22 protein-coding genes are annotated in these 24,831 nt (G+C 47.6%); 10 read left to right on the top strand and 12 right to left on the bottom strand.

Features of this window, described 5'->3' with window-relative positions; genetic code table 11:
- Window positions 1–76: 76 nt before the first annotated feature.
- Entirely contained in the window at window positions 77–1,387 is a 1,311-nt protein-coding gene (locus tag H6F51_05235) for a lipase family protein (protein ID MBD1821901.1), read from the bottom strand.
- A 216-nt stretch (window positions 1,388–1,603) separates the two neighbouring features.
- Here H6F51_05235 and pyrC point away from each other — a divergent pair, with 216 nt between their 5' ends.
- Window positions 1,604–2,632 (top strand): dihydroorotase, encoded by a 1,029-nt coding sequence (gene pyrC, locus H6F51_05230; GenBank protein ID MBD1821900.1) that lies wholly within the window; start codon window positions 1,604–1,606, stop codon window positions 2,630–2,632.
- Window positions 2,633–2,960: 328 nt separating this feature from the next.
- Complete coding sequence (recQ, locus tag H6F51_05225; protein ID MBD1821899.1) at window positions 2,961–5,234, top strand: DNA helicase RecQ; 2,274 nt, start codon at window positions 2,961–2,963, stop codon at window positions 5,232–5,234.
- A 171-nt stretch (window positions 5,235–5,405) separates the two neighbouring features.
- Here the strand turns inward: recQ and H6F51_05220 are convergent, their stop codons facing one another.
- Window positions 5,406–7,001 carry a B12-binding domain-containing radical SAM protein gene (locus tag H6F51_05220; protein ID MBD1821898.1) on the bottom strand — a complete coding sequence of 532 codons (1,596 nt, stop codon included), beginning with the start codon at window positions 6,999–7,001 and terminating at the stop codon, window positions 5,406–5,408.
- 463 nt (window positions 7,002–7,464) lie between these two features.
- A complete protein-coding gene (psbA, locus tag H6F51_05215) occupies window positions 7,465–8,547 on the bottom strand; it encodes a photosystem II q(b) protein (protein ID MBD1821897.1) in 1,083 nt (360 codons plus the stop codon).
- 759 nt (window positions 8,548–9,306) lie between these two features.
- Here psbA and H6F51_05210 point away from each other — a divergent pair.
- Window positions 9,307–10,131 (top strand): nuclear transport factor 2 family protein, encoded by an 825-nt coding sequence (locus tag H6F51_05210; protein MBD1821896.1) that lies wholly within the window; start codon window positions 9,307–9,309, stop codon window positions 10,129–10,131.
- On the opposite strand, the gene H6F51_05205 is transcribed toward H6F51_05210, so the two are convergent.
- Together H6F51_05205 and H6F51_05200 are read right to left on the bottom strand one after the other, a co-directional pair.
- A complete protein-coding gene (locus H6F51_05205; protein ID MBD1821895.1) occupies window positions 10,111–10,893 on the bottom strand; it encodes an MOSC N-terminal beta barrel domain-containing protein in 783 nt (260 codons plus the stop codon). The genes H6F51_05210 and H6F51_05205 overlap by 21 nt on opposite strands.
- A gap of 5 nt (window positions 10,894–10,898) precedes the next feature.
- Window positions 10,899–12,410 carry a TM0106 family RecB-like putative nuclease gene (locus tag H6F51_05200; GenBank protein MBD1821894.1) on the bottom strand — a complete coding sequence of 504 codons (1,512 nt, stop codon included), beginning with the start codon at window positions 12,408–12,410 and terminating at the stop codon, window positions 10,899–10,901.
- A gap of 260 nt (window positions 12,411–12,670) precedes the next feature.
- Here H6F51_05200 and H6F51_05195 point away from each other — a divergent pair, with 260 nt between their 5' ends.
- The 3 genes from H6F51_05195 (at window position 12,671) to H6F51_05185 (ending at window position 14,772) form a co-directional block, all read left to right on the top strand.
- The gene (locus H6F51_05195; protein ID MBD1821893.1) at window positions 12,671–13,825 is read left to right on the top strand and encodes an aminotransferase class V-fold PLP-dependent enzyme; all 1,155 of its coding nucleotides are present in this window, start codon (window positions 12,671–12,673) and stop codon (window positions 13,823–13,825) included.
- A 375-nt stretch (window positions 13,826–14,200) separates the two neighbouring features.
- Window positions 14,201–14,551: a hypothetical protein gene (locus tag H6F51_05190; GenBank protein ID MBD1821892.1), complete on the top strand. Its 351-nt coding sequence runs from the start codon at window positions 14,201–14,203 to the stop codon at window positions 14,549–14,551.
- Window positions 14,552–14,592: 41 nt separating this feature from the next.
- Window positions 14,593–14,772, top strand: coding sequence for a hypothetical protein (locus H6F51_05185; protein MBD1821891.1), 180 nt, complete (start codon window positions 14,593–14,595; stop codon window positions 14,770–14,772).
- Between the two features lie 16 nt (window positions 14,773–14,788).
- On the opposite strand, the gene H6F51_05180 is transcribed toward H6F51_05185, so the two are convergent.
- Together H6F51_05180 and H6F51_05175 are read right to left on the bottom strand one after the other, a co-directional pair.
- On the bottom strand, window positions 14,789–15,643 hold the full coding sequence (locus tag H6F51_05180) for a hypothetical protein (protein MBD1821890.1): 855 nt from the start codon (window positions 15,641–15,643) through the stop codon (window positions 14,789–14,791).
- Window positions 15,644–15,701: 58 nt separating this feature from the next.
- The gene (locus tag H6F51_05175) at window positions 15,702–16,058 is read right to left on the bottom strand and encodes a hypothetical protein (GenBank protein MBD1821889.1); all 357 of its coding nucleotides are present in this window, start codon (window positions 16,056–16,058) and stop codon (window positions 15,702–15,704) included.
- Between the two features lie 238 nt (window positions 16,059–16,296).
- Here H6F51_05175 and H6F51_05170 point away from each other — a divergent pair, with 238 nt between their 5' ends.
- Window positions 16,297–17,757, top strand: coding sequence for an MFS transporter (locus H6F51_05170; GenBank protein MBD1821888.1), 1,461 nt, complete (start codon window positions 16,297–16,299; stop codon window positions 17,755–17,757).
- A 6-nt stretch (window positions 17,758–17,763) separates the two neighbouring features.
- On the opposite strand, the gene H6F51_05165 is transcribed toward H6F51_05170, so the two are convergent.
- Together H6F51_05165 and ric are read right to left on the bottom strand one after the other, a co-directional pair.
- Window positions 17,764–18,588 carry a YwiC-like family protein gene (locus tag H6F51_05165; protein MBD1821887.1) on the bottom strand — a complete coding sequence of 275 codons (825 nt, stop codon included), beginning with the start codon at window positions 18,586–18,588 and terminating at the stop codon, window positions 17,764–17,766.
- A gap of 111 nt (window positions 18,589–18,699) precedes the next feature.
- On the bottom strand, window positions 18,700–19,419 hold the full coding sequence (gene ric / locus H6F51_05160; protein MBD1821886.1) for an iron-sulfur cluster repair di-iron protein: 720 nt from the start codon (window positions 19,417–19,419) through the stop codon (window positions 18,700–18,702).
- Window positions 19,420–19,622: 203 nt separating this feature from the next.
- Here ric and H6F51_05155 point away from each other — a divergent pair, with 203 nt between their 5' ends.
- The gene (locus H6F51_05155; protein MBD1821885.1) at window positions 19,623–19,985 is read left to right on the top strand and encodes an iron-sulfur cluster assembly accessory protein; all 363 of its coding nucleotides are present in this window, start codon (window positions 19,623–19,625) and stop codon (window positions 19,983–19,985) included.
- 128 nt (window positions 19,986–20,113) lie between these two features.
- Here the strand turns inward: H6F51_05155 and H6F51_05150 are convergent, their stop codons facing one another.
- The 3 genes from H6F51_05150 to H6F51_05140 form a co-directional block, all read right to left on the bottom strand.
- Window positions 20,114–21,364: a 50S ribosome-binding GTPase gene (locus tag H6F51_05150; GenBank protein MBD1821884.1), complete on the bottom strand. Its 1,251-nt coding sequence runs from the start codon at window positions 21,362–21,364 to the stop codon at window positions 20,114–20,116.
- A 78-nt stretch (window positions 21,365–21,442) separates the two neighbouring features.
- Window positions 21,443–21,739, bottom strand: coding sequence for a DUF2973 domain-containing protein (locus tag H6F51_05145; protein ID MBD1821883.1), 297 nt, complete (start codon window positions 21,737–21,739; stop codon window positions 21,443–21,445).
- Between the two features lie 162 nt (window positions 21,740–21,901).
- Complete coding sequence (locus H6F51_05140; GenBank protein MBD1821882.1) at window positions 21,902–22,219, bottom strand: DUF2605 domain-containing protein; 318 nt, start codon at window positions 22,217–22,219, stop codon at window positions 21,902–21,904.
- A gap of 178 nt (window positions 22,220–22,397) precedes the next feature.
- Between H6F51_05140 and H6F51_05135 the strand changes: the two genes are divergently transcribed.
- Together H6F51_05135 and H6F51_05130 are read left to right on the top strand one after the other, a co-directional pair.
- Window positions 22,398–24,212 (top strand): threonine--tRNA ligase, encoded by a 1,815-nt coding sequence (locus tag H6F51_05135; protein MBD1821881.1) that lies wholly within the window; start codon window positions 22,398–22,400, stop codon window positions 24,210–24,212.
- A 275-nt stretch (window positions 24,213–24,487) separates the two neighbouring features.
- Complete coding sequence (locus tag H6F51_05130) at window positions 24,488–24,820, top strand: hypothetical protein (GenBank protein ID MBD1821880.1); 333 nt, start codon at window positions 24,488–24,490, stop codon at window positions 24,818–24,820.
- The last annotated feature ends 11 nt before the right edge of the window (window positions 24,821–24,831 follow it).

Here is a 24,831-nt window from a genome sequence, read left to right as displayed (position 1 = left end):
TTTGCACTTCAGCCCAGGGCATTGTTCTCTTCGTTGCACCTTGAGCATACTCCGCCGCAGCTTATTCTCAAGTTTCCTAAACGATAATGTCGTGCGGCGGTAGATCACCTCGAAATCGCAAATCAGTTTCTAAATGGCGAATATATTCAGAAATCTTATGCCTTTTGAGTGTGCGAGGAACATAGGGCTCGATTTCTATTTCCTTCTGCTTAAATATTTTCCTCTGCTTAAGGGCTCTGCGGATTCCCACCAGAGCGAGAACTGTGCAGATCAAGCGTGTTGCTTGCGATAACACAAACTCAAGCATCAAGATTAGAAGGACACCTGTATCTCCCAAAAAGCCTTTGATTGCATCCCAAACGCCTTTGATTGCATCCCAAACGCCTTTGACTTCGTTTCCCATTGCTTGTTCCTTATGACGGCGATCGCATGGGAAATAAACCAAATTCTTGATGTGACGGAAATCTAGAAGAACTGGAACTCGCGGTGGTAAACGAGGCACAACATCAATGAAATTCACAACCCGATGTGATCGGAAATTCACACCCCGATCCGATCGCTCTTCAAACTTCTCATTGATCTTGTCGGCTAGAGGTTGCTGAACAGTTCTGGGTGAGCCAAAGGTATACAGTGCTGTCACCTGAAAACTCTCTGTATACACTAGCAATTTGTGAGCTGCCAATGTAGCTAAAGCACCGCCCAAGCTATGTCCTGTAAGGTAAAGCGGAATATTGTTAGATTGCTTATATAAGTCAAGCAAGGCATTACTTACCCCCGGCGCACCAAGCCACTCTATCCCTACGTTTGGCTCGTTACAAAGATCTTCAATTTCTTTTCTTAAAGCCGTGCCCCAGATATTTTCGATACCTTCTACAAAGCCTCCATGGGCATAAAGATTAGGAAGTTTCTCGGCTGATTCCTTTTGTAATCCTGTATTTTCCAACAGATTTTCATCTGGAAACAATCTCGTAACGCAGTTAATATCGGTCAGGATATCGATCGAGTCTTGCTCTGTTCCCCGAAAAGCTAGCACGGCAAACCTGCCGCCTCCATTCACGCCAGGATGAGTTGCTAAAAACGCCTGTGTACCTTTGGTATCAAATAAAAAAATGCGATCAAAGCCCACATCCTTTAACTCAGTGACAACGGTAATTTTATTCTCATAAGCTAGGCTTGAACATTGAGCTAACCACCAGGCGATGCCTACATCATAGGCTGTTTTACCTGCCGGAAAAGCTACTTCTAAAGGCGGAATCTGCGTATCAAATTTACCTCGTTCTAATTGCTCTCGATCTTCAAGCCTGCGAAAATATTTGCAAAGGTAGTTCATAACAATACCCCTGCAGAAATAGCTGTGTTCATCCGGGCGCGTATGTGTCGATTGCACCCTAAACGAATGTATTTCACCAATAATCTTAAAGCACGGCTTGAGCCACCGCACTATTTACTTAGAATTATTTACTTAGACTGACTCTTTCTGTCTAATTGCTTAAGTCTAGACCATAGATCGAAAGGAGACAGCAGAATCAAGGCTAAAGGCTCAAGTTATTCTATGATTTTGGGAGGAGAGCGATCGAAATTCAGCCATCTCTATAATTGAAGAATGCAAAAGCTTACGATTACCCGACCTGACGACTGGCATCTCCATCTGCGCGACGGTGCAGCGTTAAAAGCAGTGCTGCCACATACAGTGCGTCAGTTTGCCCGCGCGATCGTCATGCCAAACTTGAAGCCTCCCGTCCGCTCGGTGGCTGATGCCGCAGCCTATCGCGATCGCATCCTTGCAGCAGTTCCACAGGGACAATCGTTCGATCCTCTGATGACGCTCTACCTGACGGACAACACAAGTCCTGAAGAGATTATTGCGGCAAAAGCATCCCAGTTTATTAAAGCCGTCAAATATTACCCTGCTGGGGCAACGACCAATTCAGACCTTGGAGTGACGGATATTCGCAGGTGCGATCGCGTCTTTGAAGCGATGCAGCAGGTAGACCTGCCTTTGCTCCTGCATGGGGAAGTGACCGATCACGAGGTTGATATCTTCGATCGCGAGAAGGTGTTTATCGATCGACATTTGATCCCGCTCAAGCAACGATTTCCCAGCCTGCGCGTCGTTCTTGAACACATTACTACCTCAGATGCCGTGCAGTATGTCCTCTCTGCAAACAACATTGCTGCAACCATCACGCCCCAACATTTGTTATTTAACCGCAATAGCCTATTCCAAGGCGGCATTCGCCCCCATTTTTATTGCTTGCCAGTCTTGAAACGAGAGCAGCATCGATCGGCGCTTTTGCAAGCAGCAATCTCTGGGAATCCTAAGTTTTTCCTAGGCACCGATAGCGCCCCTCATTCTCGGAATAGCAAAGAAAATTCCTGTGGCTGTGCGGGTTGCTATTCGGCTTTGCACGCGATGGAGTTGTATGCAGAAGCATTTGAGAGCGTCGATGCCCTTGATAAACTTGAAGCTTTCGCGAGCTTCTATGGGGCAGATTTCTATCAACTTCCACGCAACACTGAACAGATTACTTTGACCAAAACGACCTGGCTTGTTCCTGATGAGCTGCTATTTCCAGAATCCGGTCTTGTGCCCTTACTAGCAGGTCAAGAAATGACTTGGCAAATGGCTTGACCCCAGCATGAAAGCTGCAAGTTGATTTGGATGATCGTGCTCGACTCGATTAATGCTTCAAATCTAATGATGGGTGAGGACGATCGCCACTCCATTTCTCAAGTGTCTGACCCAAGATGAATTTTCTGGTTGAGACGATTTGAGTACGATCACAGAACTGTCTTGAGAAGATTTAGGAGTTGACATAATTTTGAAGAGCCATTGTTGTCTAGCCCGTCAAACTCCTAAAATTTTCTTGTTATCCTAAACTGGTACTGCTATTCTATTGCAGTTACAGCGCTCCAACACTTGGGGCATTCTAAGCAATAGCGTTGCTGACCCCCGAAATATGTCTACGTCCTTGCCGCTCGCACTCGAATCTCCATCGCTCGAAGAGGCACTCAAACATTACTTTGGGTATGACAGTTTTCGTCCAGGTCAGCGCGAAATTATCGAACACACACTCTCAAATCGCGATCAGTTGGTGATTATGCCAACCGGGGGCGGGAAGTCGATTTGTTTTCAGCTTCCAGCCTTGCTCAAACCCGGATTGATGATCGTAGTGTCTCCACTAATTGCATTGATGCAGGATCAAGTGGAATTGTTACGCGATAACGGGATTGCAGCGACGTTTCTCAATAGTAGTTTGTCGGCAGAAGAACGCCGATCGCGAGGACGCGCTGTAATGGAAGGACGAATTAAGCTGCTTTACGTTGCACCGGAGCGATTGCTAAGCGAGGACTTTTTGCAAGGTGTAATGCCCCATATTACAGAGCGCGTAGGGATTTCAGCATTTGCGATCGACGAAGCGCACTGTGTTTCTGAATGGGGGCACGACTTTCGACCGGAATATCGCCAATTAAGCATTCTACGATCGCGCTATCCCAACATTCCAATCATTGCTTTAACGGCAACGGCGACGCATCGAGTTCGAGAAGACATTGTTCAGCAGTTGAACTTACATGAACCACGAATTCATGTTTCGAGCTTTAATCGAACCAACCTTTATTACGAAGTCCGCCCGAAAACAAAGACTGCTTATCAAGAAGTGGTTAACCAAATTAAAGAAACTCCGGGCGCAGGCATTATTTACTGTTTGAGCCGAAAACGAGTTGAGGAAATCGCTACAAGATTAAAGCAGGATGGAATTGCAGCACTTCCTTATCATGCAGGACTAGACGCAGAAACCCGTAAAGAGAATCAAACGCGATTTATTCGGGATGATGTGCGGGTGATTGTGGCAACGATCGCATTCGGCATGGGAATTAACAAGCCGGATGTTCGATTTGTGATTCACTACGATATTCCCAAAAATATCGAAGGCTACTATCAAGAATCAGGCAGAGCCGGACGAGACGGAGAACCTTCGACTTGTACCTTGTTTTATAGCTATGCTGATGTGAAAACGATCGAGTACATCATTTCGCAAAAAGTTGATCCAAACATAGGCGATCCGCTTGAGGATGAACAGCGCATTGCAACACAACAATTGCGCCGAGTGATCAACTTTGCAGAAGCAACCGAATGCCGCCGCACGATTCAGCTTTCCTACTTTGGTGAAGACTTCCCCGGAAACTGCGATAACTGCGATAACTGCAAATATCCAAAACCTGTCGAAGATTGGACAGTTGCTGCACAGAAATTTCTCTCTTGTATAGCGCGATTTGATCAACGGGGTCGAACCTTTGGAATGGCACATACGATCGATGTTCTTCGCGGCTCTAAAAACGATCGTGTGATGAAGAACAATCACAACACACTCAGCACCTATGGGATTGGTAAAGATATCAGTGCTGAAGAATGGAAGCTGTTAGGTCGATCGCTGATTCATCAAAGATTAGTGGATGAGACCACAGACGGTTATTCAGTGCTGAAATTAAATGAATTAAGTTGGGAAGTGCTGCGGGGACAGCGATCGGTGATGGTTGCCATTGATAAACCCAAGTCTGCATTAACGGTTCCAACCATTTCTGTGGTTGATACGCCCGAATCTGAAGCATTGTTCGATCGTTTGCAAAAACTACGGAAGCGGTTAGCCGATGAACAATCCGTTCCGCCTTATGTCGTGTTCTCGAATGCAAGCTTACGGTTGATGTCGCAGCAGCAGCCCCAAACTCGTCAACAGTTTCTTAACATCTCCGGGGTTGGAAGCCGCAAGCTAGCCCAGTATGGGGAAGTATTTCTGACAGAAATTCGATCGTTCCGCCAGGAAAACGGTTTACCCATTCAGACCGAAACCACACCGGAGCCAACCGTTATTCAGCTTGACCCAAAAGTCACAAAGCTCGACTCGGTTCCAGTTCCGCCGAGTGCGAATGAAGCAACTTACACTCAGCTTTACACGCTTGAACTATTTCAGCGCGGCAAGAAGCCTGCGGACATTGCCGAGGAGCGAAATCTCCGACTTAGTACAGTGATGACGCATTTAGCAGAACTAATCGAGATGAAATATCCGATCGATCTCGATCGCTTAGTCGCCCGCGATCGACAAGCTAAAATTCTCGAAGCGGTTCAGCAAGCCGATGAATTCTCACTGGCTAAAATTCGTGAGCGATTAGATGAAACTTACGGATGGGATGAAATTCGACTGGTGCGATCGTGGTGGAATGCCCAGCAGCATTAGACTTTGAAATTCTGAAGAATTTTCCAGACTGTGAAGTGGGGTGTCGTGGTACTGTCGCAAAGCGGTTAGTTGCTGGTTGTGAGATGGAGGTCTGAGAGAGCTACACGAATTTGATCCGCTGGGTTAGCTTCCCCGCTCACTTAGATGCTCCTACAACCAACAACGTACCTTCTAGCGAGCGATCTCGCTGGCTACCGCATCTGGTTGAGCTGTTTGATGGACTGCTGCCTCGGTTAGATAGCTAGCTAACTGAGTTTCTACTTCACTACGCACCAATTGACGGTAGTGAAGAAAGTGCTCTAGCAAGCCGCAGTTACTCATGTAGGGCACAAATGCCCCTGGATTGCGCCGCAGCATGGAAAAAAGCTGATACCAAAACTGGACACGCGTACTACGCTTGATTCCCTGTCGCCAGCAAATCGTTAGCACCGCTCGTAGTTCCACCCACTCCAACATCTGAAAGGGGCGTTTGTGGGGCGCTGGCTGCATATTCATAAAGTGGCGATACACCCGTGCAAGATAGCGGCTGGGTTCATACAGTTCCCAAAAACAATTGACATACTCCCGCGCCAGATCGTCGATCGGGCGAGTGGGGATAAAATTCATCAGCCCCATCTGTTGCCCGCTCAGATCTTTGCTTGATGCCAGCAAACGACCTTCCTTTTCCAGCCGATGCCACAAAGCGGTATTGGGTAGGGCGTGAAGCATCCCAAACATGGCTTTGGGAATCGCAGTTGCTTCGACAAACTGGATAATGCGATCGCCCGCACCCGGTTTCTCACCATCAAACCCCAGGATAAAGCCTGCCATCACAGACAAGCCCTTCCGGTTAATGGTTTGCACCGCTTCGACCAGCGAATTGCGTGTGTTTTGAAACTTCTGGGTCATGGCCAAACTCTCTGTATCGGGCGTTTCAATCCCCAGAAAGACCGCCGTGAAGTTTGCCCGCACCATCAGGTCTAGTAGTTCTTCATCCTGCGCCAGATCAACCGAGGCTTCTGTACTTAACCGGAACGGGTACTTGTGGGCTGCCATCCAGGGCACCAGTTCACGGAGCAGGAGTTTGACGTTGCGCTTATTGCCAATGAAGTTGTCATCGACGATGAAGACCGATCGCCGCCAACCGAGATCATAAAGGGCTTGCAATTCTGTCAGCAGTTGAGCCGGGGTTTTTGTGCGTGGCTTCCGACCGTAGAGAACGATGATGTCGCAGAATTCGCACTGAAAGGGGCATCCTCGCGAAAACTGAACAGACATCTCAATGTAGGCGTTGAGGTCGAGCAAGTCAAAACGGGGGACAGGAGAAGCGGATACATCTGGCTTTTCACCCTTAGGAGCGCGAAGAATCCCTGAGGTTTCGCCCCGTTCTAGTGCCTCTACCAACAGTGGTAAGGTAATCTCTCCCTCGTCCAGCACCAAGAAATTAGCGCCAGCACCAAGAACTGCATCCGGTACAGAGGTGACATACGGGCCTCCAACCGCTACTAATTTACCCCGCCGTTTTGCTTCGTGAATGAGCTGCAACAGGTCAGGCTTCTGCACGATCATGCCCGATAAAATCACCAGGTCGGCCCATTCCCAATCGGCATCAGTTTCCGATCGCACATTACGGTCAATCAGCCGAAATTCCCAGGTCTGCGGCAAGATAGCAGCAACGGTAATCATGCCAAGCGGAGGCAGAGATGCCTTGCGATCGATCAGTTCTAACGCTTTATTGAAAGACCAGAACGACTCTGGAAACAGCGGGTAAAGAAGTAAAACTTTCATTAATCAAAAAACCTCACACCAAGACTGATGACTGGTACGGAGCCACTCAAGCTTACCCCGTCCTGCAAATTTTCGCGATCATGCCAAAACGATCGACTTCGATGTGATTCCGTCAAGATTAGCGTAAGCTAGAACATTTCTTGTCAATCGTGACGTGACCAAGCAAATTGAAAGAGACTGAATTTTCCCTCATTTCATCCTAAATGGCTCCTCAAGCGTTGTTCAAGGGGTGCCGCCTCAGTGCATCCTGCTAAATGTGCAGCGGACAGTCGTTATCCGTGAATGATGCGGAAAGGATCGCGATCGCCGCTCAACGCTGACGCAAAGCTTAACTTTAACTTTTGTTAAGTGTAAGCTAGTTTAAAGCAAGAAATCCCCCAGCCAAAACTGAGGGATATCTTTCAATCAAGGGTTATGTTGTGGAGAGTTACTTGCAAGAGTAACCTCCACAATTTTTTATCAACTAGCCGTTGATTGCCGGAGCTTGTACTGCAACGGGTGTTTGATCCCCTACAGCCAAGTCAAGCGGGAAGTTGTGAGCGTTACGCTCGTGCATCACTTCCATCCCCAGGTTCGCACGGTTGATCATGTCTGCCCAAGTATTCACCACGCGACCTTGAGAATCCAAAATCGACTGGTTGAAGTTGAATCCGTTCAGGTTGAACGCCATCGTCGAAATACCCAGTGCCGTGAACCAGATACATACGACTGGCCATGCACCCAAGAAGAAGTGCAGTGCGCGAGAGTTGTTGAACGAGGCGTATTGGAAGATCAAGCGGCCGAAGTAGCCGTGTGCTGCCACGATGTTGTAGGTCTCTTCTTCTTGCCCAAACTTGTAGCCGTAGTTTTGGCTTTCCGCTTCGGTGGTCTCACGTACCAGCGAAGAGGTCACGAGTGAACCGTGCATCGCCGAGAAGAGCGATCCGCCGAATACACCGGCAACGCCGAGCATGTGGAAGGGGTGCATCAAGATGTTGTGCTCGGCTTGGAAGACGATCATGAAGTTGAAGGTTCCAGAGATACCGAGGGGCATTCCATCCGAGAACGAACCTTGTCCGATCGGGTAGATCAAGAACACTGCCGTTGCAGCAGACACTGGAGCGCTGTAAGCAACACAGATCCAAGGACGCATACCGAGACGGTAGGAGAGCTCCCATTGGCGACCGAGGTAAGCGAATACGCCGATGAGGAAGTGGAATACCACGAGTTGGTAAGGGCCACCGTTGTACAGCCACTCGTCGAGCGATGCGGCTTCCCAGATCGGGTAGAAGTGCAGACCGATCGCGTTCGAGGACGGAACAACAGCACCGGAGATAATGTTGTTGCCGTAGAGCAAGGAGCCAGCGACGGGTTCGCGGATGCCATCGATGTCTACAGGAGGAGCAGCGACGAAGGCGATGATGTAGCAGATGGTCGCCGAAAGTAAGGTGGGGATCATCAACACGCCGAACCAGCCTACGTAGATTCGGTTATCGGTTGAAGTTACCCAGTTACAGAAGCGCTCCCACACATTGCCGCTTTCGCGTCTTTGTAATGTTGTGGTCATGGTTTTGATGATTACTAAAAAATACAAGAAGTACGATTCGGCAAACTTCGGAATCCGTTATTTACCTGACCTCATCTTATGGATATCTATCTTTATTTTTCTAGTGTCTACTTATGAAATTTTGTGTCTAACTGTTACTTACTTAATCAATCTTATTTAGCAAAAGTTCGTAAGTAGAAGCTAGCGACTATTTTGACTGCTAAGAAATGCAAACAAAATCGTTTTGCTAATACGAAGGCATTGATTATTAAACCTTAAGTACACCTATCGATAAACTTCTTTACAAAATAAACTTACATTTGTTTGTGAAATAGCTGTTACATAAAGTGGAACGAATAATTAAGTTTATTTGGAGAGTTTTCTTAAGATAGATGAGGGTTTAGCTAACTTCATAGCTCGCATCTTTCCAAAAGTCCTGCGATAAATCAGCCTCCTCTGTGTAACTCCTAATCGCGTCTTTACCCAGAGCTGTAGCGAGACCGAGATCTGTAGCGAGGGTTTGGAGATTTGAGATCACCTGGTAACTCTTTCCGACTGTGCTTACTCTAAAGTTAAGCTATGACTCTGCACTAGCTAAAATCATTCCTATTTCAGCAAATCATCACTGACTGTACCGATCGATCTGCTCATCATCCGATCAATACTGTCGGCATCTATCAGGCAGAATGGACACCGCTTGAAGCGTAGAAGTTCGGTTTGCTTTGAATTTCGCGTGTATAGTGATTACAAGTTTGTTGTTGGATGAGTGTGCTTATGCGCTTGAGAGTTTCTGCCCCGCTGAGCGTCCGGTCTCGGCAAATTTTATTTCTACTGAGCTTGGGTCTTGCGATCGCGTCAGGATCTGTCGGGAGCGATCGATCCATTGCTAGCACTCCAGCCACCGCCCCCCAAGAACTCAGACAAGCATTAACGCAACTCGATGCTGCTGCAAACCGTAGAAATGTGCAAGAGGTGCTCCAGTTCTATAGCCCAAACTTTACGCATTCTGATGGACTGAATCGCCGATCGCTGGAACAGTCTCTCGCGCAACTGTGGAAACAATACCCGAATCTGACCTATAAAACAGAGCTGACCTCCTGGCGATCGAGTGCAAATGGAATTCAGGCAGAGACCCTCACTCAGATTACAGGAAGTCAGACAAAGGACGGACAGCAGGTCAAATTAAACGCAACTCTGCGATCGCGCCAACAGTTCCAGAACCAGAAGATCGTGCGCCAGGAAGTTCTGTCTGAGAGCAACTTGATTACGACTGGAGAGAAGCCGCCCTTGGTGAAGGTGAATCTACCGGAGCAGGTGCGAACCGGACAGGAATTTAACTTTGATGCGATCGTGCAGGAGCCGCTTGAGAATGACTTGCTGCTGGGTGCAGTGGTGCAAGAGCCTGTCAATGCCAATGGATATCTCAAGCCTGCAACAGTCGATCTAGATTTGCTGACTTCTGGCGGATTGTTCAAAGTCGGTAAAGCACCGAATACTGCTGGATCTCAATGGATATCGGCTGTGTTGGTTCGGCATGGCGGCATGACGATGGTAACACAGCGATTGAATGTGATTGCGGCAGGATCAACTCGTCCGGCGCGATAACCGATCGCCGACTTTGAGAACTTTCCCGGCTTCAGCAGGGGCGATTCGAGTGTTGACTGCCATACGATAGTAGTGATTGAATTGCTCTTTTGGCACCCAGTCGGGAAGTTCTTCTTTGCGTTGTGTGTTGAATATTTTTTGAAATTGGGGATAAGGTTCTCCTGAAATGGCATCACGGGTCGGGACGATGCAGCGCTGACAGGAATTAATTCCTTGAATTTCGACTTCACCAAGCTGAAAGACGATCAAACGTTTATCTGCTGAGTAAAGCTGTTCTTCCCAGAATGCCGGAACTTCAGAGAGTTCTAAGTTTGTGCGGAGGCGCGATCGCATTCCTGCAAGCGTCATTCCTTCAAACCAAGAAGCGGCTTGTTTCAGGGTTGCAAGGCTGACGATCGTCGGCCCTGGCGATACCGGATCATCTGGAAATCCAGTCGTGAGATCTTGCTTGAGAAATACCCGAAAGCCACAATAATCACTCAACCAGCCTTCGATGCCGCTCCGACCGTGATCGAGGTGAAAGCTCACCGGACGATCGTTCTGCACCGAGAGCGTCACAATTCGCGCTTTAAGATCGAACTGCGATCGAATTTGGTGAATCTTTGCGGTACGTTTGCCGTTTACCCAGTTGTCGGATTGATCGACAATGCAGAATTCTCGATCGTGTTCCAAGCTGCCACCCGGTAGAATTTTTGCCTGACTTACCGAGATTGCATCGAGAGACTTGATTGGGTAAATCAGAATTGTTTCAAGTTTTGCCATAAGAATTACACTGCGTAACCTAATTCATTGTGCGTGATCGTTCCGCTGCACGAAGTAGTCGCGTGATTCAAAAAATTCACCAGCCACTCTTTCACCTGATAGGTGGCACGGCAGTCATCCTCGTTATAAATCAGAATTGACTCTAAATAACTGCGATCGCCTGTCGTCAACCACTGGGCGTACCAATAGATCGACTGCGCCCCATTTGCACTCGAATCGCGCCAGTCAAACCCAACCCAACGAGCAATATGCTTGAGTGCATAGCTTTCCACAGGAAGCGTCACGGTCTGAGTCACACAATCATGCAAGTCAATAAATCGGGCTAACAACGGTCGAATTAATTCCTCTGGCGTTTCAAACAGCTTTCCAAGTCGTTCAACGGTTTGCACTTCATAGGGGCAAAAATGAAAAATGGGCGCATTCGGATACGCCCATAGTAAGTCAATTAGTTTTTGCCACGCTATTGATTCTTCTTCAGGAGTTTCTGCCAGTAAGGCGTGGAAGGTTTCGGTCTGGCTTATCCGATCGACGACCAATATTCCGTGCAGGTAGACTAGGTTCAAACTTGGCTCGGCTTCGATATCAAAATAAAGCTCGATCGCGGCAGTGGGGATCGTTGGCATTCGGAACGGTCGTTTACCAACGGTGTGAGCCGCAAGACTTTCGCCTAAAAGTGCGGTATCTTGCAGCGTCGATCGCGCCTGTCGGACAATTTTGTGCGCCGTCTCGCTGCCAAAACCAGGAAGTGGTTCAAGACGGGCAGGAGGTGTTTCTGCAAGAGCTTCGAGGGTCGTGAGATTGAGGGCTTGCAGTTGAACGTAGCGAGGTTGCGTCACCCCTGGAAGTAAAGAAAGATGCTGTTCAGATTTGGCGATCGCGTAGCAATGACTAAACCAATGGCACAAACTACAGCGACTCCGAGAGATAAAGACTTCCGGTTCGTGTTGCTGCGCTATGGTTTGAATGCAATTGGCAAGAATCGCCTCCATGCGGGGAACAGTTTCCCATAAGTCCACCGAAAACGCGCCGCGCTCTTTCAAAATTAACCAAGCTTCCTCGACCCAAGCCCCCTGAACTGCTGCGAGTACCTTGGCAAAATACGCCACAACAATTTGATACTCTTGCTTTGGGCGCTTGCTTAATTTAATTTCGCTTGGCACATAAATCCAATCGCCAAAGATGGATTGTCCCGGCTGTTTTTCTAGCAGGTCAGGATTGGCAACGAGCGTAACGCCTGCTTCCTCAGCCAGCAACACAGGCTGATAAATTCGCTCGACTCCTTCCCGCATTAACTTTAAAGTTTCTTCTGCGCCTTTTTGCCAGTCGCCTGATTGATACCTAGGCTCTCGATGCTCGTGGCTCGAAAGGACTTGTCGCCGATTTTCTGCACTATCTTGTATCAGCTTTAGCAGATAATCGTTGGGGGGGTCTTTTTGTTCCACATCCCCATATCGATCGAGAAAAGCTCGGCGGCTACAGCGTTGATAATTTAGCAGCAGGTCGGCGGTGATGAACATCTCTATAAAGGTAGAAGGTAGCGGACTGCGGCATCAACCAGAGGCATCGATTATGTCTAATTCTAAAGCGAGAATTGCAGAAAGTTAACGTTAATCGTGCTCATTCTCCCTATAATAGCAATTCAAAATTAATGAGGGATTAAGCGATACCTTAATGAAGTTTTGTTTCTTGATGCAAAATTAACTGGACTGCCAGGAGTGACAGAGCGCGGCGCTGCTCCTTTTGTTATGTTTAGAAGACAGATCAATCGCCTTCTACCATGTCGTCTCAACTCGATCAGCACCGCAGCGAATTTCCCTATCTCAACGGCAAAGCTTACTTTAACTATGGTGGACAAGGCACAATGCCAAGACCTGCGATCGCGGCGCTGCATCAAGCCCACGATCGATTTCAGGAATTAGGTCCGTTTTCGAGTGCGGCGAATGCTTGGATTGTGCAGGAAGGGAATTTAACGCGGGAAGCGATCGCAAAGGAACTTGGCACAACTGCTGACACGATTACCCTCACTGAAGATGTTTCTGTCGGATGCAATATTGCGCTGTGGGGCATTGATTGGAAGGCAGGAGATCACATCTTAATCAGCGATTGTGAACATCAAGGAATTGTGGCAGCAGTCCGCGAACTTCAGCGGCGATTTGATTTGGAAGTAACGCTCTGCCCCTTGTTGGAGACTCTGAATTCGGGTGATCCTTGTGCGATCGTTGATCAATTCCTGCAACCCAATACTAAATTGTTTGTTGTTAGTCATATTCTTTGGAATACTGGGGAAGTTTTACCGCTGAAGCAAATGGTTGAAATTTGTCATGCGCGATCAGTGCAAGTTCTGGTTGATGCGGCACAATCTGTCGGAGTATTGCCGCTGAATCTTACAGAGTTGCAGGCTGATTTTTATGCGTTTACGGGGCATAAATGGTGGTGTGGCGCAGCGGGTGTGGGCGGATTGTATGTTCGCCCTGAAGCGCGAGAAAGATTGAGCCCGACGTTTATCGGCTGGCGGAGTGTGATTACGGATGCTACTGGAAATCCGGTTCGGTTTCAGTCCGATGGTCGCAAATATGAGATTGCCACTTCAGCGATTCCGTTATATTCAGCATTGCGTGAAGCGATCGAATTTCATGCTCCCTTTGCTCAGGAGCGGTACCCGATGATTTGCGATCGGAGTGCTTATCTATGGCAGCAGTTAAATCAGCTATCAGATGTGAAATGCTTAAAACAAACTGCTCCAGAAGCGGGATTAATTTCATTTCAGCTAGTAGATGGAAAGCATTCTCAATTAGTTCAGTTTCTTGAGGAGAAAAGCATTTTTTTGAGAGTGATATTAAATCCGAATTGTATTCGTGCTTGCGTTCACTACTTTACGACGGAGAACGAAATTGATTTGCTAATGGGTACGATTCAAAAGTTTATTGGTTGATAAGTAGGCAAACCTAATTAAAAAGAAGACCGTCGATCTGCCCTCACCCCAACCCTCTCCCATAGGAGAGGGAACTAGAAGTCTGGTTCTCTTTCTCTCCAAGGGAGAAGGAGAGGGGTAACGCCACGCTCCGCAAGAGGCAATGAGGGTCTTTTTTAACAAACGAGACACTAATTAAAGCTCACAACTTCCCCATACTTTTTGCATATTCTAACGATGGAAGTTTTTCAGGAATATCGAGCTTCTACGCCCTGAGCAACTCATTTCGTAACTGATGTAGAGATTAGCTTTCTTTTACATCATCAGAATAATTGTCCCTGAAATACGATCGCTGCTATCACTTTGAGCCAGTTGATTTTGAATCAGGGTGTAGCTATGACAAACTTTCATCCAAATAACTCTCGTAAAATACTTGATCCGAACCGCCATACTATTCCTCAAGTTTCAGATCCTCAAGTTTCAGAACCGCAAGACTCGTCTGAGCCATTCACATCGGTTGAACCAGCACAGACAGTTGCTTCAGACCAAGAATTAGAGACACTTGCCATTGCCAATCAGACCCAACTTCAAAAAGCCGACCCGTCGATCGAACCCGCTAGAGCGATCGTAATTTCGCCATCTGCTCCAGCAGTTCAAAAACGGCGCTTCACTCCAAAGCAGGTGATCATTGCGCTTGGAATCACAACCGCGCTTTTGGGAAGTGCGATCGCACTAAATATCCTCTAATGAACAACACACTAGCTTAGAAGAGCGGAGGTGATTTGGTAGTGACGTTTGAGATTGTTCTGGGTCGCTTTATTCTGGGCTATTCTTGGGAGCGAATTGCTGCGGATTACAACTTGTTTCAAGGGGGTTTGATGTCGATCTGTCTAATCCTGCTGCTTTTGGCTCCATGGATTGCTGCAAAGCTCCGACCTATTCAGGATCAGTCGATCGCACTCAAATAAAGCAATTCTTAGCAGATTATTCCATCAGCAAAGGCTGGACTCTACCCACTTTCCAAGCAAGTAACGCTCCCAATCCAAGTAGGCTCACAATAAAGGTCACAATTCCGCCTAAAACTGGAACCAAAGACAGGAGCGTGATGAATAGCAACCCGATCAAGAACTGTTGCAATCGAGTGCGCTGGTCGCTTTTTGTAATTTGCTGACCCACCCACAATGAGATGCCCAATGTTCCAACAAAGGTGGCGAGACTCGCAACCAGAATCAAGAGTGGGATCAACGGAATACCAATTAAAGTAATCGCAAGAAAGAGGATGAGAGCAACCAAAGTGATAGACGCTCCAATCCCCCATAACGCACTTTGGCTAGGATAGCGGTGGACGGTTGCTGCCAAATTAGGCAGAAATGAGGGGGCAGCGCGGAGGAGAATCACGCCAGCAATGGCAGAAACGATCGCGCTCATGATCCGAAAAATACTGTGAGCGGCGTAACCTGCCCAAAAGGAATGACGATCGCGCTGCATTCCCCGCATTGCATCCTCATTAAACGTTTGTTTTGCGCCCCCAATCGTGGCTCCTTCTTCCTGCACCACATTACCGCCAACGGCATAAGCATCACCATCTACGCGTGCGCCTTTCTTCAGGGTGACATCTCCGCCAATTGCGATCGCGGTTTGCGTCACTCGTGCATTCGGTTGTACTGTCACTGATCCTCCGATTGCATGAGCATTTTCTACGACTTGTTTTTCCGGAACAGTAACATCTCCACCCAAACGAATTAAATTCTTATTGTTGATGTTGATATCGGTCTGCGTGATCGCGCTGCTGGTTAATAGCAGCACGATAGTTAAAACAAACGCTGAAAGCCATTTCATAGGAAAAACCTAATGCTGTTACAACCTCTATTTCTCAGCGCGAGCAAAGAATGCACAATTAGCCGAACCAGTGAGAAGGCGCTAACCCAGCATCTTCCTCTTCAGGTAAGCAATGTTCGATTTCTTGCTGATTCTGCGCCAAAATTTCTTCGATGCCCTGACGAATGACGAACTCGGTACAAGACTGCGGATCGCTACAGTAGGGAGCATAAGTTGGGTGAACACTGACTTCTTGAGTGTCCTCAACCAGGGTAAACACACTCGGAACCCGGTTGAGAACCCACACTAACAATTGCTGACGGAAGTCAGGATGAGAAAATGCTTGTTGGTATGGATGTTGCGGATAGTCTTCTACGACTCGTTCGATTTCTTGAAGAATATGATGTTCTGTTAAGTTAACGATCGTTTTTGACATAAAACAGACCTCGCTTTAAGCAAAGATGGAATACAGAAGCACTTAAGCATTCCAGTAGCCTCTTGCTTCTCTTATGTGCCAAGGATAGATCGCGATCGTGAGAAACTTGTGAAGATTAAGCTGGTTGCGAAATGTAGTCATTCGCTTATTCATCGACTCAGTATCTTCATTGCTAACCGACAATTTGATCGGCACCATAAAGTGCTTGAATGAAAGGGATGAGCTTGATTAACCCTGTGTGACAAATTATTTAGACGAAACGAGTGTTTCTCCACTCGAAGAGCTTCCCGTACAATTTCTGACAATATCCACTTCAGTTCCCTCCACTCTCGCTACAAAACCTTCCAAAGATGAAATTCGATCGAGCCTCCGTGCTTCAACGTTGGATGGTGTTTTCGCAACAATTTTCTCTAATATCATGGGTGGAGTGTTACTGAGCAATTTTCTTGTCGAGCTAAAAGCAACACCAATCCAGATCGGAATGTTTGCTTCCATTCCGATGCTGGCAAACTTACTGCAACCTTTAGGAGCTTATTGGGCAGATTCAACAACTAGCCGACGGCGCTACAGCCTATGGATTTATAGTATTTCTCGCTTACTTTGGTTGCCGTTAGCGATCGCAATCATCGTCTTTAGTGTTCACCCCACACACCCTCAGCAAATGATTGTGGCAACGTTAGCAGTAATGTTGGCAACCCATACTCTGGGTGCACTGGGTGGGGCATCCTGGCTGTCTTGGTTAGCAACATTAGTGCCTCGACAACTGCGCGGACGATATTTCGGCTTTCGCAATAGTACCTTCAGCCTCACCAGTTTAGTGGCTTTGCCCTGTTTGGGGGTGATGGTGTCGCGCTGGAGCGGTGGCAGCATTGAAGGATATGGCGTGATGGTGATTGTGGGAGTTTTGGCTGGGTTAATTAGCTTAGGCTTTCAGTCTCGAATGAGCGATGTAAATCCGCAAGCTCGTTGTTCGCAGACATTAGAAGTTGATCAGAACTGTGCAATTGCTGGGGAAGTTTTTACGATCAATCCACCAGAAACCGCATCCCGCAGCATTCTAAACAACTTCCATTTTCTACTGTTCCTGCTTTATTTCAGCATCTGGGCGTTTGGCATTAATCTGAGCAATCCGTTTTTTAATTTGTACTTGCTGGATAATCTGGCTCTTGATTTGAGTTGGGTTACACTCTATAACGGTTTGGGGGCTGGAGCCAATTTATTGATGCTGTTCTTTTGGGGCAAATTAGCGGATCAAATCGGCAATCGAGCAATTCTCTTGCTAGATGGAATACTGGTTGCTGTTACTCCGGTGCTGTGGCTAGGAACTGATGCAAGCTCGTTGTCAATCTGGCTTTGGTTTCCCATGCTGCATCTATTAGGCGGTGGAACGATCGCAGCCGTCGATTTGTGCATCAACAATTTGCAGCTTGAGATCGCACCCACTCAACATCATACGAAGTATTTCGCAATTACTGGTGCGATCGGTGGTGTTGCTGGAGCAATGGGCGCTTTAGTCGGTGGGTGGTTCGCGCAGTTTGCGGATGTTGGCGGAATGACGGGATTGTTTGTGTTCTCTAGTGTGTTGCGACTTTTGGCACTGTTGCCTTTGATTTGGCTACGGGAACCACAGCGACGATCGCTCAAACAGCTTCTGCAACAGTTGATTCATCCTTCTCAAGATACCGCTATTCTGCCGTGAAGATCTTTAGTTGAGATGGGCAGGCAGTAGGGACAGTGCCACGATTGCCAAAAATAACAATGCAGAACTGGTTTCAAGCATGGCAACATTTTGAATTGCTGTTGTTTGATACCAATTGCGTCGTGCCAAAATCAAAGTAAACTTCAGCAGAACCACACCAAATCCGATCGCTGAATACAAGCTCAACCAGCCGTAGTACCAAAGTCCACAAGCCATCAAAGTTGCGATCGCGTGATAAATCAGTGCTAGCGTTAATGATGCCGTTTTCGGTTTATGCAGCTTTACCGTAAAAATGGCGCTGCTAAAGAATAGAGTGTTCAACAGCCACAGTCCTACAATTGAAGCTGTCAAAGCTCCACCGGTTGCAATATGAGCAAATGGTGCGGCAAGACAAACGGCTGCAAAGGTTAATAGTTCGTTACCAAATGATTTTTGCTGTCGGTAAAAGACTGAAATTGCATCGACCGCAAAAGCGACGATCGCACCTAGATACAACCACAACAATTCAGAAGCTTGCAGAGATAAATAAGCTGCAATACTAAATGAGACAACCGCATACAGTCCGCCCCAAGCTAAGAGTCGAGGTTTCCAACTTCGTCGCTGCTTGATTTGCAGCACTAATGGATGTTCTGCCTGAAATCCTGCAAATGCAGAAATTAGCGCGAGTGTAGTTGCCCCTGTCCAATGTTGTGCGGCTGCCGCTCCAGTGAGAAATGACACTAGCAACATCACATAGGCTCCATGTTCGGGTGACACGATCGGACGATACCAAGCCTGACCAGAAGAGTGAGAAGCTTTTTCTGGAAGCGAACTAGAGCCTGGAAGCGTCATTGCACTATCCTTTGTGATTACAGCACCTTGATCTCTAACCTAGCCCACCCAACCTGTCCAGACGGTCGCTCCTAGAGTATGCAGAATGACTAGAATTTTGAACAGCATTAATCAGGAGTGGATAAACTTTTGCTCTAATGCGATCGCACCCGGAAACAGCACATTGTTTTCTTTGTGGATGTGCTGGTGCATATCTTGTTCAAAAGCCTCTAGCGCGTTCAGCATCGATCGATAGGTATTACATGCCCATTCTGGCGGAGTGTAATTGTTGGTGAGTTGGCGCAGTTTTTCTAATGCACGTCCAGCAGCATCATGCTCAAGTTCCATCCGAGAAACAGGATTGCACAAACTACCACAATGAAAGATAGGGAGAACATTACTCGCTTCTAACTGTCGAACTATCGGAAACAAAACTTGCTCTTCTTTAAGCAAATGGGTTGTCAGGTCTGCCGATAGCTCTAGAAAGACGTTTCTGATTTCAAGTAAACGAGGTTCTTTGTCTCCATGCACCGCAGCAACTTTTGTCACCATCTTTTCGAGGCGTGGAAGTTCTGTATGCAGATAGGCGTGATGAGTCTGCTCGATATGATTTGCTAGGGCGGTCAACGATAAACCACTCAAATTCATCTCCGAGGCAGGTTCTTTAGCTGCATTGTTCTCTAACTGCGTTAGGAATGCTTCAGGATCGATACCGCGTTGACGACAGGCTTCTTCTAAAGTTCTTTTGCCGCCGCAACAATAGTCAATGTTTACTTGTTCAAACTGACGCGAAAGAGCAGGATAATCACGCACGACCGCGCCGACAGTATTATTAATCTCGAAAGTTGTCATTGCTTTGTCCTTGAACCATTCACAATTCAAGCGTAGGGGAATCATTGTGCGAATGCCTTGACTTAGATCAAAAATAGGCTTTGTTTTTGAATGATCTTCGTAACTTTTAATCGTCGATTGCACGGAAACCCGTGATTGCAAGAGCAGAATTGCTAAAATAGGGATATAACCAGTTTCAATTGGGATTTCGTAGGAGCGATCGCATGACTCAAACTACTCCAGCTACTCAGCCCCAGCGCGGCATTCAAATGAGCGAATCCGCCCTAAAGCACGTAATGATGCTTCGAGAACAGCAAGGTAAAGATCTGTGTCTGCGCGTCGGTGTGCGCGGCGGCGGTTGCTCTGGAATGTCCTACACCATGGATTTTGAAGATCCAAACAACATTCGCCCTGATGATCATGTTTCTGATTATGACGGCTTTAAAGTTGTGTGCGATCCGAAAAGCTTACTTTATCTCTATGGCTTGATGCTGGATTACAGCACTGCTTTAATCGGCGGCGGATTCCAGTTCACTAACCCTAACGCCAATCAAACCTGCGGCTGCGGTAAGTCATTCTCGGCATAATTCTTCAAGCGGGATCAGGCATCTAAATCTAATCCCGCTTCATTTTATTTAGTTCGCGATCCTACCACTTCACTGTTACTTTTTGCAGGCGAACTTGCACTCTGCTTTAAACGCACTTCAATACCCGATCAAGGTCGCTTGAACCGCTCTTTTGCTAACTGAAACGATTCTTTCATCGCAGCTTGAATCCGCTGCGGGTCGGGATTTTTCCCGCCGAGCAAATCCCCAAAATACACGCAAGCTGCTTCTCCCAGTGCCCAAGTGTACGCACTCGCCCAAGATGCCGCAATCACACTGCCAAATCCCGGCACAAACTTAATCAATTCTCGCCCGATCGCTTGCGCCACAAATCCCCCCGCGATCGCGCTCACAACTCCTCCTGCCTGCGATGGCGTTAAGGTCTGACCGTACAACTGCCCCAATGCACCAACCATCGAAACTTGCAGCGCCGTTAATACAGGCATCGTCGCCAGAGGTATCGGAATCGCAGCCGCAGCCCCCGCCATCACGGAAAACGGCAAAATGTAGCGTCGTCCGGCATCGCGATAGAGTTCACCGATTTGTTTGCCTTCATCTCGATCGTTCAACAGTTGCGCGATCGTTCTTGCTTCTGCTTCGGGTAATAGTTCCGACAACGCTTCGATGAACGCTTCCAATCCATAAAACGGCGGGTGAAATTCGTCTTCTTCTAGGGTGAAATCGATTAAGACAGCGCGATCGAACAATCCTGCAAAGTTCTGCTGAATTGTGGAAAAGGCGCGATCGACATTCGCAAAACTGGGTGGATAGTCAGGATGATCACTCACCTCGGCTGGATACAATTCGTGCAAACAGGTGACAGCAAGTAAGCAAGGGACTTCAGAGTGTTTAGCGCGAATTTGGCTCGCGATTTGTTTGAGAGTATCGGTGGCAAAGTCACTGATCTTTACGGTGAGAATCAAAACCTTAGCACGAGTTTGATCAGGCTGGAGTTCGCCGATTAATTCGCGGATCACCTCTGAAGTTTCTTGCATTCCGTCGCCTAAACCGACCGTATCCGTAAACACAAGCAAAGGTAACTCTTGAGTGGGATAGCTGTACTGCTGCGTGTACTGCGTATGCGGGCGGAATCCTTGACCGACGATTTCGGCTGACACCCCGGTTAAACTCCGCACGATCGAGCTTTTCCCCGATTGCGGTTTTCCGACTAATAGCGCTTCAGTCGTCGGCAGTTCTGCTCTCACTTGTCGCAAAATTTCCTGCACTTCGGCTTCGTCCACTCGAAACCAACCGGAAACTGATCGGGAAAGCGACTCGATCGAAACTCGTTTGCCCGCTTCCGAAACGCCTTGTCCCACTGTTTCTCGAATCTGGTTCCACCAAGAAGGGCCGCCTGTCATGATTCACTCCCACAGAATAGAAAAGGCGCGATCGTCATCGATGCGCCTTACTCTAAATTATGGCTTTTGTGCTTGGGGCTAGTCGTCTCCCGATGGGGCGGATTCCCCACCCGGCGAAGATTTATAAATTGCGTCCAATTGCTCACGCGCATCTTCCACGCTCATCGATCGCATCACCAACAGCGGTTCATTGATCATTCTGCCGTTTTCGTCGAGCAGTTCAGGATGGGGAACCGGGCGATTTTGCGATCGTGCAGTCGGCGCATACTGACGCTGCGACTCAATTCCCAGGGCCATCATATTCCGAATCAAATTACCAACGGCTAAGAATGCCAGTGTTGTGAACGCCAGAATGTAAAGCAGGTGCAGTATCATATGCCTCTTTCCCAAGCCAAGTGGACGACGAAATAGAGATTTACCCAAACAGAAATTAAGTCAGTCCCGTCTGGAAGTATGAAAATTGGTTTTCTAATTATCTAATAGTCTCTCAGATTTTGTTAAATCCTGGCATCCCATTTAAGAGAGAGTTTGAAGCCGCTAGGAGGATCTCTGGGATCGCAGCTTCATACTCACTTGCCAACATTCGCTCACGAGTTGATGCCAAGCGACCAAAACAGAAGTATCAACACCTGCTTGTCCGTCGGTCGCTTTGAGCAAGGCTTGAACGGCGTTAACTTCCTGCTGCGTCTGGATCACACGATCAAGCAGGTTGGCTTGCTCTTTGGGTGAGAGAAAGAAAAGGGTTTCGGTTTCGAGCAGAGTGCGCGATCGCGAAAACCAATACTGAAAATCATCCAGCAGCGGTTCTAAGACAGTTTTGAGTAAGTCTCGGTCGGGTAGATTTGAGTTAAACATCGTTAAAAACAGAAGCCTGCGTCAGAGTTTCCTTATTTTCTTTACATTTCGTAACCTTTCCTCATCTTACCCCGAAACCCTACAGATTGAGCACGCGATGATTGAACACATAATGATTGAACACACAATGACAGGGGATCGGTAAGATAGATGAGGCATTCATCCATTTACTCGTTCTATGTCAGACGCTTCTTCTCAGTCGGAAAAAATTTACTTGCCTAAAACTAGCGAATCCGAAGCCTTACAGAAGATTCGTCATACGACTTCGCACGTAATGGCGATGGCGGTGCAAAAACTTTTTCCGAAGGCGCAGGTGACGATCGGGCCTTGGATCGAAAACGGGTTTTACTACGATTTTGATAGCCCGGAGCCATTTACCGAAAAAGATCTCAAGGCGATCAAAAAAGAGATGGCGAAAATTATTCGTCGCAATTTGCCTGTGACCCGCGAGGAAGTGAGCCGCGAAGAAGCAAAAGCCAGAATTCAAACGATCAATGAGCCGTACAAACTAGAAATTCTCGACGACATCAAACAAGAGCCGATCACGATCTATCATCTGGGCGACCACTGGTGGGATCTCTGTGCAGGTCCACACGTTGACAGTACCGCAGAATTGAACCCCGATGCGATCGATCTCGAATCGGTTGCGGGGGCATACTGGCGCGGCGATGAAACCAAAGCCCAATTGCAGCGCATTTACGGTACGGCTTGGGAAACCCCAGAGCAGTTAGCCGAATACAAGCGCCGCAAAGAAGAAGCGATGAAGCGCGATCATCGCAAGTTAGGAAAAGAATTAGGGCTGTTTATCTTTTCGGATTTGGTTGGGCCTGGTTTACCGATGTGGACACCGAAAGGAACCGTGCTGCGATCGGCCCTGGAAGACTTTCTCAAACAGGAGCAAACTAAGCGCGGTTATCTACCTGTCGTCACGCCTCACATTGCTAGAGTTGACCTGTTCAAAACTTCGGGACACTGGCAGAAATACAGCGAGGATATGTTCCCGATGATGGCAGAGGATGACAAAGCCCGGACTGAGGAGCAAGGCTTTGTGATGAAGCCAATGAACTGTCCATTTCACATCCAGATTTATAAAAGTGAACTGCGATCGTACCGCGATTTGCCGATGCGCTTGGCTGAGTTTGGAACCGTCTACCGCTACGAGCAATCTGGTGAACTCGGTGGATTAACCAGAGTGCGCGGCTTTACGGTGGATGATTCTCACTTGTTCGTCACTCCTGAACAACTTGATGCAGAGTTCCTCAGTGTTGTCGATCTGATTCTCTCGGTGTTCAAGAGTCTGCAACTGAAGAACTTCAAAGCGCGTCTCAGCTTCCGCGATCCAAACTCTGATAAATACATCGGTTCAGATGAAGCGTGGGAGAAAGCTGAGGGTGCAATTCGTCGTGCGGTTGAAACGCTTGGCATGAAATACTTCGAGGGTATTGGGGAAGCGGCGTTTTATGGCCCGAAACTCGACTTTATCTTTAGTGATGCGCTCGATCGCGAATGGCAACTTGGAACCGTTCAAGTCGATTACAACTTACCAGAACGCTTTGATCTCGAATACGTTGCCGAAGATGGTAGCCGTAAACGTCCAGTGATGATTCACCGTGCGCCGTTTGGATCATTGGAGCGACTGATTGGAATTCTGATCGAAGAATATGCGGGAGATTTCCCAATGTGGCTGGCTCCAGAGCAGATTCGATTGTTGCCGGTGAGCGATGAGTTTCGATCGTTTGCAACCGAAGTCGCCCAACAAATGAAACAAGCGGGTATTCGGGCAGAAGTGGCTCCGGCGGGCGATCGACTTGGTAAGCTGATCCGCAATGCTGAAAAAGACAAAATTCCGGTGATGGCAGTAATTGGAGCCAAAGAGGTCGAAGCGAATGCCTTGAGTATTCGGACTCGTGCTTCGGGTGAGTTAGGTGCGCTTCCTGTCGTGGAAGTGGTCGATCGACTCAAAACCGCAAATACGGAGCATGCCAACTTTTAGCGGCACTTGATTGCGAAAAGGTGTTGAGTGGACAAGAGCGATCAATTACAGAGATCGCTCTTGTTATCTAGACAACTCACAAGCTTCGTCGAGGCTCTAGCAGAACTAAGCCTCGATTTTAGCGAACTTGTTGTGAAACAGGATGAAGTGACGAATCCATTGTCCATTTTGCCACTGGGCTGGATAGCGACTAGACCAGAAGCAAGTGCTATATGGCAAAGGCTTAAGTGCAGCAAACACTTATGAAGTCACTTATGAAATAGTGCTGCTTTAAGATGCTCATTCCAAACTCAGAGAATGCAATTGTTGATATTCGTAAGCTACAGGACTATTGCCTCAATTTAGAGCATGACGATGGCAAGCACAAAGCGCGACTTTTTTCGTCAATTCTTGAAATGACGGCTGATGATGCTGAAGAGTTGCGTCAAATTCTGCTTGAGGTTGTCAAAGTTCAGGAAGCCCAGTTAGGAAGACAAGATGAGTTTGGGCAACGTTACACTCTAGACTTCACAATTGAATGGCAAAATAGAAGTGCAACTCTCCGCAGTGGTTGGATCATTGAGCAGGGTTCAGAGATTCCCAAATTAACGACCTGCTATCCTCTGTAATTGGTGGAGGT

This window comes from Cyanobacteria bacterium FACHB-DQ100, from assembly GCA_014695195.1.
Classification (GTDB): domain Bacteria; phylum Cyanobacteriota; class Cyanobacteriia; order Leptolyngbyales; family Leptolyngbyaceae; genus Leptolyngbya.
This window is presented reverse-complemented; position numbering and strand designations above follow the sequence as displayed.